Origin of the sequence: Rhodococcus sp. NPDC058505, assembly GCF_042720095.1 — a bacterium.
Classification (GTDB): Bacteria; Actinomycetota; Actinomycetes; order Mycobacteriales; family Mycobacteriaceae; genus Rhodococcus_G.
Genome location: NZ_JBHXNB010000020.1, coordinates 25,217 through 36,472, shown reverse-complemented (window position 1 = coordinate 36,472; position 11,256 = coordinate 25,217). Strand labels below are relative to the sequence as shown.

The window sequence follows — 11,256 nt, the reverse complement described above, 5'->3', positions numbered from 1 at the left end:
GACGTCGGGGAGATCCTCACCGCCGGGGACGCGACGACCGCCCTCCGGGTGATCAAGGACCGGCTCCGCATGGCCGCCGAGTGGACTCCCGGCGCAGCGGGGGCTATCGACGCGGTGTTCCTCGACATCAACATGCCCGGACTCGACGGCCTCGAACTCGCCGGTGTGCTCGCCGCGTTCGCGACCCCGCCGGTGGTAGTGTTCGTGACCGCGCACGACGACCGGGCCGTCGACGCATTCGACCTCGGTGCCGTCGACTATCTGCTCAAGCCGCTGCGTGCGGAGCGGCTCACCGAGTCGGTGCGCCGGATCCGCGCCGCCCGCCGGATCGGCCGGGTCACCGAACCGGGGCAGCCGGAACCCGACGCCGACGAGGTGATTCCCGTCGAGCTGGGCGGGGTCACCACCCTCGTGCACCGCTCCGATGTGGCGTGGGTGGAGGCGGACGGCGACTATGCCCGCCTGCACACCGCCACCGGGTCACATCTGGTCCGGATCCCCATCTCGGCTCTCGAATCCCGATGGCAGGCGGCCGGATTCCTGCGGGTGCACCGCTCCTACCTGGTGGCGCTGCCCCTGGTGACCGGCATCCGCAGTGTCGGAACCGGAACGGTGGTGTGCCTGCGCGCGGGCGAGGACACCCCGGTGGTGGAACTGCCCGTCAGTCGCAGGCACACCCGCGAACTCAAGGATCGCCTGGTGCGGGCGCCGCGGCAGCAGTGGACGAGTAGATGAGCGGGCCCGCCGGACCGCAGCGCGCACCGGCGGGCGGCCCGCCGTCGCGGGAGCGGGTGGTGCTGGCGCACCGGCGCGGGGCCCGCGTGGTCCGGACCCGCGTCGAGGTGCAGGAACAGACCGAGGTCGGCGATGCGCTGGTGCGGGCGTTGGTGCGGGCCCAACTCGGGTTGTCATTGCGTTTCGCCGCGGCGGTGGTGCTGGTGGCAGGCGCGGTGCCGCTGCTGCTCGCGGCCTTCCCCTGGCTCGGCAGCGTCACCGTGGTGGGCGTGCGGCTGCCATGGCTGGTGCTCGGGGTCGCGGCGTTCCCTGCGCTGTATCTGGCGGGCAGGCTCTACATTCGACTGACCGACCGGATCGAGCAAGAGTTCGTCGACCTCGCCGACGACTGAGGACGGAGGTGACGTGTGTCGGGGCAGCCGATCCCGCTGGTGACCGTCGTCGCGTTGGTGATCGCGGCCGTCGCGACCGTCGTCATCGGGTTCTACGGGGTTCGGCTGGCGCGCACCACCTCCGACTTCCTCGTCGCGTCCCGCAGCGTCGGATCGCGATGGAACGCCGCCGCGATCTCCGGCGAGTACCTGTCCGCCGCCTCGTTTCTCGGGGTCGCCGGGCTGATCGCCAAGTACGGCGCCGACGCCCTGTGGTACCCGGTCGGGTTCACCGCGGGTTATCTCGGGTTGCTGCTGTTCGTCGCCGCCCCGCTTCGCCGTTCCGGGGCGTACACCGTCCCCGACTTCGCCGAATTCCGTCTCGGCAGTAAGCGTTTGAGGCTGCTCGCGATGCTCGTCGTTGCCGTGATCTGCGTGCTGTACATGGTGCCGCAGTTTCAGGGCGCGGGCCTCGCGCTCGGGATCCTGCTCGGGATACCCATGTGGGTCGGCGCGGTCGTCGTCGCGCTGATCGTGATCGCCAACGTCGTCGGCGGCGGCATGCGGTCGATCACCTTCGTGCAGGCATTCCAGTACTGGCTCAAGCTGACCGCCGTCGCGGTGCCCGCCCTGGTCCTCACCTTCCACTTCCTCGGCGCGGGCGGCGGCCTCGGGACCCCCGCGCCGCCGACCGTCACCGACCGCACCACGGTCGACGTCACCACCGACGTGATCGTGCAGGTGTCGCAGCCCCTATCGGTCACCGCGTCCGGCGTCCTCGACGGGAACCCGGTGGACGGGCCGGTCGCGCTGGGGGTGGGCGAGTACGAACTGTCGGCGGGCACGGCCCTGGTACTCGACGCCGGCGCCGCGGTCCCGGTCGTCGCCGGCGCGCCCCCCACCGGGGCGCAGTGGCTCGACCCGGGCTGGGGCCTCGGCGGCACCCACCCGCTGTTCCAGGTGTACTCGCTGATCGTCGGCATCTTCCTCGGCACGATGGGGTTGCCGCACGTGCTGGTCCGCTTCTACACGAACCCCGACGGCCGGACCGCGCGCACCACGTCGCTCGCGGTGATCGGGTTGGTCGGGGTGTTCTACCTGTTCCCGATCCTGCTCGGGGTGTTCGCCCGGCTATGGGTGCCGCAGCTGCTGATCACCGGCACCTCCGACGCCGCGGTCCTGCTGCTGCCCGCCTCCGTGGTGTCCGGGGTCGGGGGTCAGGTGCTGGCGGCGCTGGTCGCGGCCGGGGCGATCGCCGCGTTCCTCGCGACCTCGTCCGGGCTGCTGGTCAGCGTCGCGGGTGTGCTCAGCACCGACGTCATGAAGGGCCGGATCCGCGACTTCCGGGTCGCCGCGGTCGTCGCGGGCGCGGTACCGCTTGCCCTGGCGATCGGGGTTGCCTCGATCGACCTGTCCCGCACCGTCGGCATGGTGTTCGCGGTTGCCGCGTCCACCCTGTGCCCGCTGCTCGTGCTCGGCATCTGGTGGCGGGGGCTCACCGCAGCGGGCGCCGCGGCCGGGCTGATCGTCGGTGGGGTTGCCTCCGGGTCGGCGGCGCTGGTGACGTCGTTCGGCGGCGTCGGGTCCGGGCCGTGGAACGGGTGGCTGCAGGTCCTTGTCGGATATCCGGCGGCGGTGACGGTGCCGCTCGCGTTCCTGACGATGGTCGTGGTCAGCCGCGCAACCCGCGGCAGCATCCCCGCCGACGTGGCCCGCACCTTCACCCGGATGCACGCGCCCGAGCGGCTCGGGGTGGGCCGCGACCGCGAGCGCGACCTGTAGGCGGCTCCGCCGCCCGTGCGTGGATTTCACCCCGACTGGGGTAACGATCGCGCACAGTTCGGGCAGCCGCGCACTGCCGTTCGTCGCGCCGGACCGACCGTCCGGCGCCCGATCCGACTCCTCGGCGTGTGATCGCCGCCACTCCCTGTCGCTGTGATGTGAGTCTCACTAACGTCTGTGACCTGCCGGGCGTCACTGCCGGCACCCACCGACCGAGGAGTCCGACGTGACCACAGCAGACCTGAGTCCGGAGTCGCCAGCGCGGCGCACCCCGGACGCGCAGGCCTTCATCGAGATGCAGGCGAGTCCCGAGTTCCGGGACCTGCGACGCAGGCTGCGCCGCTTCGTCTTCCCGATGACGGCGTTCTTCCTGACCTGGTACGCCGTGTATGTGCTGCTGGCCACCTACGCCTCGGAGTTCATGGCGACGAAGGTGATCGGCAACGTCAACCTCGGTGTCATCCTCGGCCTCGGCCAGTTCCTGACGACGTTCGTCATCACCGCGATGTACGTCAAATTCGCGAACCGCGAACTCGACCCCCGCGCCGCCGCGATCCGTGACGAGCTGGAGGGCCAGCACTGATGACGAGTTTCCTCGCCGCGGGCGACTCCCAGGTCGGCAACCCGGCCCTGAACATCGCCATCTTCGTCGCATTCGTGGTGATCACGATGGGCATCGTGATCCGGGCCAGCCGGACCACCAAGAAGGCATCCGACTTCTACACCGGTGGCGGCCAGTTCTCCGGCCCGCAAAACGGTTTCGCGATCGCGGGCGACTACCTGTCCGCTGCGTCGTTCCTCGGCATCGCCGGCGCGATCGCGGTCTACGGCTACGACGGCTTCCTCTACTCGATCGGCTTCCTCGTCGCCTGGCTGGTCGCGCTGCTGCTGGTCGCCGAGATGCTGCGCAACACCGGCCGGTTCACGATGGCCGACGTGCTCAGCTTCCGGCTGAAGCAGCGCCCGGTCCGGATGGCCGCCGCCCTGTCCACCCTCGTGGTCTCGCTGTTCTACCTGCTCGCGCAGATGGCCGGTGCCGGTGGCCTGGTCGCGCTGCTGCTCGACATCCACGACAAGGCCGGGCAGGCGATCGTCGTCGCGGTGGTCGGCGTCCTGATGATCGTGTACGTGCTCGTCGGCGGCATGAAGGGCACCACCTACGTGCAGATGGTGAAGGCGGTGCTGCTGATCGCCGGTGCGGGCATCATGTTCGTGCTGGTGCTGCTCGCCGTCCGCGGCAACTTCTCGCAGCTGCTCGCCGACGCCCAGTCCGCGGCGAACGGGTCGGCGAACCCGCGGGATGTTCTCGCGCCCGGCGCCAAGTACGGCATCAGCTCGATGTCCCGGCTGGACTTCCTCTCCCTCGGCATCGCCCTGGTGCTCGGCACCGCCGGTCTGCCGCACGTGTTGATGCGCTTCTACACGGTGCCCACCGCGAAGGAGGCCCGCCGCTCGGTGACCTGGGCGATCGGCCTGATCGGTGCGTTCTACCTGTTCACCCTGGTGCTCGGCTACGGTGCCGCCAAGATGGTCGGGCCGGACGTGATTCTCGCGGCCCCCGGCAAGGAGAACGCGGCCGCCCCGCTGCTCGCCTTCGAACTCGGCGGCACCCTGTTCCTGTCGATCATCTCCGCGGTCGCCTTCGCCACCATCCTCGCGGTCGTCGCGGGCTTGGCGATCACCGCGTCGGCGTCCTTCGCGCACGACATCTACGCCAGTGTCATCAAGCGCGGCAAGGCAACCGAGGAACAGCAGGTGAAGGTCTCGCGGATCACCGTCGTGGTGATCGGTCTCGCGTCGATCGTCCTCGGCATCCTCGCGATGGGGCAGAACATCGCCTTCCTGGTCGCGCTCGCATTCGCCGTCGCCGCCTCCGCGAACCTGCCGACGCTGCTGTACTCGTTGTTCTGGAGGAAGTTCAACACCACCGGCGCGCTGTGGAGCATCTACGGCGGTCTGATCAGCTGCCTGCTGCTGATCGTCTTCTCGCCCGCGGTGTCCGGGTCGAAGTCCGCGATGTTCCCGAACGCCGACTTCTCCTGGTTCCCGCTCGCCAACCCGGGCATCGTGTCGATCCCGCTGGCCTTCGCGCTCGGCATCATCGGCACCTACGTCGGACGCCGCAAGCTCGAGGACCCGGCAAAGCAGGCGGAGATGGAGGTTCGCTCCCTCACCGGCGTCGGAGTCGAGAAGGCGGTCTCGCACTAGATCCCGCCCCGCCAAGCAGTCCCGCACCCGGGCGCCCTCGCCCCGGGTGCGGGACTTTCTGCGCCGCTGGACGGGACGCCGATAGGATGCGCGAATGGCAAAGCTGAAGGTGTCGGTCGCGGTTCCACTCACCCCCGAGGTGGCGTGGGAAAAGGCAAGCGATCTGGGTGAATTCGACAAATGGTTGTCGATCCACGAGGCGTGGCGCTGCGAGTTGCCCGCCGAGTTGTCGACGGGCACGACCGCGGAATCGGTGGTGTCGGTGAAGGGACTGCGGAACCGGGTCCGGTGGACGATCACCGACTACGCGCCGCCGCGGTCCCTGGCGCTCAAGGGCGACGGCAAGGGCGGTGTGAAGGTCGGCCTCGTGCTGTCGGTGACGCCGAAGGACGCGGGTTCCGAGGTGGGTTTGCTCATCGACCTCGGCGGGGCACCGCTGTTCGGTCCGATCGGGTCCGGGGTCGCCCGCGCGCTGAAGGGCGACATCGAATCGTCGTTGCGGACGTTTGTCGCGCTGTACGGGTAGCGGTCAGCGTCGTTCCCGGACGATCATCACCGGGCGCTCGACGCGATGCAGCAGGGCCCGGCTCGTCGAACCGAGCAGCATCCCGCGGAAGCCGCCCCGGCCGTGGCTGCCGACGACGACGAGCTGGGCGGACCGCGACTGGGTGAGCAGCTGATCGACGGCCCGGTCGCGGACCACGATGCGCTGAACCTCGACGTCGGGGAACCGTTCCCGCCAGCCGGCGAGGCACTCGGCCAGCGTCGCCTCCTCGTTCTCGATCAGCCCCTCCCAGGGCAGGTCCTCGACCGCGGACGGCAGGGTGTCGAAGTCCACGTCGCTCCACGCGTGCACCGCGACGAGCGGCACCGTCCGCAGCGATGCCTCGAGGAAGGCCGCCCCGATGGCGGGCGCGCTGTTCGGTGATCCGTCGACACCGACCACCACCGGTCCGGTCGGTGTCGGATCGGCGGTCGGGATCACCACCACCGGGCACCGGGAATGGGTGGCGAGGGCGGTGGACACCGAGCCGACCAGCGCGCCGCGCACCGCGCCGAGGCCCCGGGAGCCGACGACGAGCATCCGCGCGGATTCGGACCGGTCGAGGAGAGCGGGGATCGGCGGCCCGTGGTGGAGCGCGGTTCCGACCTCGACACCCGGCGCGATCTCCCGCGCGCGGGCGGCCGCGGCGGTGAGGGTGCGGTTCGCTTCCGCGTCGAGGTCGTCGTAGAACTGTTGCGACGCAACGAGCGCGCCACCGTAGACGACGGGTGTCGGCAGCGCGGCAACGAGGTGCAGCGGGGCGGTGTGCGCGGCGGCGGTGCGTGCCGCCCACTGCAGGGCCGCGTCCGCCGTGTCGGATCCGTCGACGCCCACCACGATCGGGGCAGTGCTCACGAGTCGCCTCCTCGGGTCCGGCCCGCGGTCCTCCGCCGGGCTCTGGACTCCATCGTGGCCCGTTCTCGCGCGGCCCGCACAGGGGCGAAGGTCCTCGCGGTCGGTGGCGTCGCCCACACACCGACCCGGGCGGTCACTCCAGGATCGGGGTGGCTGCGGAGTCGACCAGCCAGGCCTGCGCCAGTTCGTCGAGGGTGCCGTCCGCGTAGAGCGCGTCCACGGCCGCGGTGACGCACGGGGTCAGGGGGCTGTCCTTCTCCAGGACGAGGCCGAAGAACTCGGTGACGGTGTTGGGGCGGGGGAACTGCCCGACCAGCAGGCTCTCCGGCAGGTCGGCCTCGGTGATCTGGAATCCGGTCGGGCTGTCGACCACCAGCGCGTCGATCCGACCGTCGGCGAGTGCCGCCTTCGCCTCGTCGGTGGTGGCGAACGCGACGGGGTCCTTGCTCGGTCGGATGGTGCTCTCGATCGTGGCCAGGCTCGTCGACCCGGACTGGGCGCCGAGCCGGTATCCGGTGAGGTCGCTGAGGTTGTGGGCCGAGGCGGCCGGGGTGCCGGCGATCGCGACGATCGACTGGGTCACCGCGTAGTACGGCGACGAGAAGTCGACGGCGCCGCGCCGCTCATCGACGATCGTCACCTGGTTGATGTCGAAGTCGAAGTCCTTGACTCCCGGCGCGATTGCGTCCGCCCACGGCACCCGGAGGAACGTCACCTGCTCGCGGTCGTAGCCGAGCCGTTCGGATACCGAGCGGGCGACCGCACCCTCGAACCCCTTGCCGTTGCCGGGGTCGTCGTCGACGAACCACGGCGCGTAGGCGGGGGAGTCGGTGGCGATGGTCAACGTGCCGGGGGTGTGGGTGACGCCGGTGTCGGGGCCGCAATTGCCGACCGTCACCGTGCCGGGTGCCTGCGGGGTAGCCGCGGCCGACGGGTCGGCGTCGGAGGCGGTGCATCCGCTGACCGTGAGCACCGTGCTGAGCGTGACGGGCAGCAGGATGGCCGATCGACGTCCGGTTCTGGGCACCCGGACATAGTGCCCGCGAGCCCCACCTCCTGCAAGGGTGGTTGCGGGGTCGTCAGTCCTTCCAGTAGATGGCCCGATACCAGATCTCGGTGATGGTGGCGATCGCGGCGTCGTCGTCGACGGTGTCGGGGTCGACGTCGCCCGCGAGCTGGTCGTAGCAGAACTGGTTGAGCATTGCGACGATCGCCGATGCGGTGAGGCGGGGATCGATGCCCGGGCAGTAGCCGTCCTTCTGGGCGCGCCGGATCGTGTCGCTGACCGCGTCAACCAACTCGTCGCACAGGTCCTGCCAGAACGTCGCGAAGTTGTCGTTGACCATGGCGAGCTGGAACACGCCGATCATCTCGGCGAGGCGTTCGCGGTAGGTCATCCAGTGCGCGCGGCTCCACAGCGCGACGCGTTCGCGGTTGGACCGCCCGTGCGTGAACGCCTCGAGCGCCCGGTCGCGGGCCTCGGTCCGGAACTCCTCTGCCCAGTGGGAGAGGAGCGCCTCCTTGGAGTCGTAGTAGTTGTAGAAGGACGCGGTGGAGCGGCCGGCCTCGCCGGCGATGTCGGCCACGGTGGTGGCGAGAAACCCCTTGCGGGAGATGACCCGGCGGGCGGCGGACTCGATCGCCGCCAGCGTTTCGCGGCCTCGAACCGTCGGCTTGGCCTGGACGTTCACGTGCGATGTCCCCCTCGGATCTGCTGATGTGCGGCCCCCGGATGTGCTGTGGAGACGCACATCCGGGTCGAATCTGACCCTAACATCAGATTCGACCCGGAGGGTGGCCGGCCGGCGACGATCAGCCGATGCGGCGTCCCGCCGCGGGCCAGTATTCCTCGCGGAGGCTGATCTTCTGGACCTTTCCGGTGGCATTTCTCGGGAGGGCGTCGACGACGTCGACCCCGGTCGGGCACTTGTAGTGGGCGAGTCGCTCGCGGGTGAACTCGATCAACCCGTCCGGGTCGATCGACGCCCCTGGCCGAGCCGCGACGACGGCGTGCACCGTCTCCCCCCACCGGTCGCTCGGAATCCCGATGACCGCGGCCTCCGCCACCGAGGGATGGGTGGCCAGGACGTTCTCCACCTCGGCGGGAAAGACGTTCTCGCCGCCGGTGACGATCATGTCCTTGATTCGGTCGGTGAGGAACAGGTAGCCGTCCTCGTCGACATAGCCCGCGTCGCCGGTCCGGAACCAGCCGTCACCGGTGAACGCGGCCGCCTGCTCATCCGGCCGATTGCGGTAGCCGACCATCACCAGGTCGCTTCGCGTGCGGACCTCGCCGACCCGGCCCGGCGGCAGCGGTTCCCCGGTCACCGGGTCGAACGTGCCCACCTCGATCCCCTTGAGTGGCCGACCCGCCGACGACAGCCGGTGTTCGGGGGCGCCCTCGGCGTGGTCGGCCGGACGAAGGAACGAGATGGGCCCGTTGGTCTCGGTCATCCCGTAGCACTGGGTCAGGTCGGAGTCGAACGCCGCCCGCGCCTCCTTGAGGAGAGTGGTCGAGATCGGGGATCCGCCGTAGATCAGCATCTTCAGTGCCGGGAACGTCATCCCCGCCGCAGCGGGGTCGCGGACCAGCATCTGGATCAGTGCGGGCACCATCGCCGCGTAGGTCACGCCCGCGGAGCGCATCAGGCGCAGCACGTCGCCGGGGACGATGTCGGTGACGAACAGCGCCGTCGCTCCCCTTGCGAGGCACAGGAAGAAGAATCCGGTACCGGAAATGTGGAACAGCGGTGACGGGATGAGCAGGACGTCGCGGTGCCGGACGTCGAAGGGGGTTGGTTTGGCGAGGTTCGCCGCGATATTGGCGTTGGTCAGCTGAACGCCCTTGGGGCGCCCCGTTGTCCCCGAGGTGTAGAAGACGAAGGCGACATCCTCCGGGGTCGGCTCGACTCCGGTGTCGTCGCATGGGTGCGGGGCGAGCCACGCGTCGATCTCGACGGCCTCGCCGCCGCGGACGGCGTAGGTGGCTCCGGGCTCGCCGACCGGAAGGCCCAGCAGCGGGAGCATCGCCGACTCGCAGATCGTGACGACGGGATCGGCGTCGAGCATCAGTTCGCGCACCTCCGGCTCGGCCAGTCGCCAGTTCAGGGAGATCCCCGCGGCGCGAACCTTCGACGCCCCGACGAGCGCGGTGACCCAGGTGCGGGCGTCTCGGCCGAGGAACGCAACCCGGTCGCCGGGTGCGGCACCGACATCGAGGAGTGCGTTGGCGAATCGGCTTGTCGCCTCGTGCAATTGAAGGAAGGTGAGGGCGGGTCCGTTGTCGACGGCGATCGCGTCGGCGCCGGGCGCGGCGATGGCCCATTCGCGGATCATGTGGGCGAGCGAGGTGGGGGTGTTCACGATGCTCCTCTACTACGTGGTCGCGACGGCGACGGCGGCCGCTGCTGCGAGCGCGACCGTTGCCGCCGCGGTGAGATGGACGGAAAGGGCGGATCGTTCGGGAATGAAGCGGTCGAGGGCGAGGGGGTGGTCATCGCCGTCGACCATCGACCTGCGGTAGCGGCGTTCGCCGGTGCGGGCGAACGCGATGAGTCCGGCCGCCGACACGGTGAGCAGCGGAATCATCAGGGCAGGGGCGTGCCGGGCGACGAGCGCCGCGGTGACCGCCCAGGCGAAGGCGAATCGATACCACGAGAGCAGGGTCCGCTCCCGCTGGGCCAGATCCTCGCCGTTGTCAGCCATGGACGAGAACGCCGACGAGGACCCCGACGCACACGATCGCGACGAGCGCGGCCAGTGTCGGTATCGCGACCATCGCGGGCAGCGGTCTGCCCATCCGCATCGCGGACTGGACCCGCCGCCACTGGACGACGGCCGCGACGGCGAGCGCCCCGCCAATCGCCACCAGGAACAGTGCGATGCTCCGCGTGATCCAGCCCGGCAGCGCCCGGTCGACGAACTCGTTGAGGGCGACCCCCGCGGCGACCAGGGCCAGCGCGGTCCGGATCCAGGCGAGGAACGTGCGTTCGTTCGCGAGGGTGAACCGTGGATCCGGTTCGCGTCCGGTGTCGTCGAGCGGCGTGCCGGTGTCGTCGCGCGGCGTGCGGGTCGACATGGTGCGGACTCTCGCGGCTAGACCACGACCGGGGTCGGGCGGGCGACCCGCTCGTCGCCGGTCCTGGCGGTGTGTCGCACGTCGTCGGGGGTGAACGGGCGGAGCCAGCAGGAGAACTCAAGCAGGATGTCGTCGGGGTCCTGGAAGTAGAAGGACCGCACGTACACCCCCGGGTGCATCGATTCCGCGACCTGTGTCTCGCTGTCGTCGTGGTTGACCAGGGGCCCGACCCGGACCCCCTTGTCCTTCAGTCGCTGGCGGTACTCCACGAACTTGTCCTCGGGGACGTCGAAGGCCACGTGGTTGAGTGAACTAACCGAACTCGTCCATTCGCCGAAGCCGGGAAGCGTGATGGGGGAGGAGATCCCGGGGACCGCGTCGTGGTTGTCGGCGAACCAGAAGAAGGCGAGCGAGTTGCCGTTGCCCGCATCGAAGAAGAAGTGCTGCCCCTGCCCATCCGGCAGTTCGACGGTCTTGATCAGGGGCATCCCGAGGATTCCGCTGTAGAAGTCGACGGTGCGCTGCATGTCCGAACAGACGAGCGCGACATGGTTGAACCCGCGGAGCTCGAATTCGCTGTTGGTGGAAGTCATGGTCCTCTTTCGTCTCGTATGGGTGCGCCAGAGGTGGGAATCCGCCGGGCTCGATCGAGAGCCGGGAGGTCGAGATTTGCTGATTCTAAC

13 protein-coding genes are annotated in these 11,256 nt (G+C 69.8%); 6 read left to right on the top strand and 7 right to left on the bottom strand.

What is annotated here, in order from left to right; translation table 11 throughout:
- The first annotated feature begins 12 nt into the window (after positions 1-12).
- The 6 genes from ACFWPA_RS15245 to ACFWPA_RS15220 all read left to right on the top strand — a co-directional run bounded on the left by ACFWPA_RS15245 (position 13) and on the right by ACFWPA_RS15220 (position 5,622).
- Positions 13-735, top strand: a complete 723-nt coding sequence (locus tag ACFWPA_RS15245; protein WP_378570800.1) for a LytR/AlgR family response regulator transcription factor — start codon at positions 13-15, stop codon at positions 733-735.
- Positions 732-1,127, top strand: coding sequence for a hypothetical protein (locus ACFWPA_RS15240; RefSeq protein WP_378570755.1), 396 nt, complete (start codon positions 732-734; stop codon positions 1,125-1,127). The genes ACFWPA_RS15245 and ACFWPA_RS15240 overlap by 4 nt, the downstream gene beginning before the upstream one ends.
- Positions 1,128-1,142: 15 nt before the next feature.
- Positions 1,143-2,888: a cation acetate symporter gene (locus ACFWPA_RS15235; protein WP_378570753.1), complete on the top strand. Its 1,746-nt coding sequence runs from the start codon at positions 1,143-1,145 to the stop codon at positions 2,886-2,888.
- A gap of 226 nt (positions 2,889-3,114) precedes the next feature.
- Positions 3,115-3,471 carry a DUF485 domain-containing protein gene (locus ACFWPA_RS15230; RefSeq protein ID WP_378505533.1) on the top strand — a complete coding sequence of 119 codons (357 nt, stop codon included), beginning with the start codon at positions 3,115-3,117 and terminating at the stop codon, positions 3,469-3,471.
- Positions 3,471-5,096: a cation acetate symporter gene (locus ACFWPA_RS15225; protein WP_378505534.1), complete on the top strand. Its 1,626-nt coding sequence runs from the start codon at positions 3,471-3,473 to the stop codon at positions 5,094-5,096. Before ACFWPA_RS15230 ends, ACFWPA_RS15225 begins: the two co-directional genes overlap by 1 nt.
- Before the next feature lie 94 nt (positions 5,097-5,190).
- A complete protein-coding gene (locus tag ACFWPA_RS15220) occupies positions 5,191-5,622 on the top strand; it encodes an SRPBCC family protein (RefSeq protein ID WP_378505535.1) in 432 nt (143 codons plus the stop codon).
- Between the two features lie 3 nt (positions 5,623-5,625).
- Here ACFWPA_RS15220 and ACFWPA_RS15215 read toward each other — a convergent pair whose 3' ends face one another.
- The 7 genes from ACFWPA_RS15215 to ACFWPA_RS15185 form a co-directional block, all read right to left on the bottom strand.
- On the bottom strand, positions 5,626-6,495 hold the full coding sequence (locus tag ACFWPA_RS15215) for a universal stress protein (protein ID WP_378570751.1): 870 nt from the start codon (positions 6,493-6,495) through the stop codon (positions 5,626-5,628).
- Between the two features lie 133 nt (positions 6,496-6,628).
- Positions 6,629-7,522: a transporter substrate-binding domain-containing protein gene (locus ACFWPA_RS15210; RefSeq protein WP_378505537.1), complete on the bottom strand. Its 894-nt coding sequence runs from the start codon at positions 7,520-7,522 to the stop codon at positions 6,629-6,631.
- Between the two features lie 52 nt (positions 7,523-7,574).
- Positions 7,575-8,186 carry a TetR/AcrR family transcriptional regulator gene (locus ACFWPA_RS15205; protein ID WP_378505538.1) on the bottom strand — a complete coding sequence of 204 codons (612 nt, stop codon included), beginning with the start codon at positions 8,184-8,186 and terminating at the stop codon, positions 7,575-7,577.
- A gap of 121 nt (positions 8,187-8,307) precedes the next feature.
- On the bottom strand, positions 8,308-9,858 hold the full coding sequence (locus ACFWPA_RS15200; RefSeq protein WP_378505539.1) for an AMP-binding protein: 1,551 nt from the start codon (positions 9,856-9,858) through the stop codon (positions 8,308-8,310).
- A gap of 12 nt (positions 9,859-9,870) precedes the next feature.
- Positions 9,871-10,200: a DUF202 domain-containing protein gene (locus ACFWPA_RS15195; protein ID WP_378505540.1), complete on the bottom strand. Its 330-nt coding sequence runs from the start codon at positions 10,198-10,200 to the stop codon at positions 9,871-9,873.
- Positions 10,193-10,573 carry a YidH family protein gene (locus ACFWPA_RS15190; RefSeq protein WP_378505541.1) on the bottom strand — a complete coding sequence of 127 codons (381 nt, stop codon included), beginning with the start codon at positions 10,571-10,573 and terminating at the stop codon, positions 10,193-10,195. The genes ACFWPA_RS15195 and ACFWPA_RS15190 overlap by 8 nt, the downstream gene beginning before the upstream one ends.
- 17 nt (positions 10,574-10,590) lie before the next feature.
- Positions 10,591-11,166 (bottom strand): VOC family protein, encoded by a 576-nt coding sequence (locus tag ACFWPA_RS15185; protein ID WP_378505542.1) that lies wholly within the window; start codon positions 11,164-11,166, stop codon positions 10,591-10,593.
- Positions 11,167-11,256 lie beyond the last annotated feature (90 nt).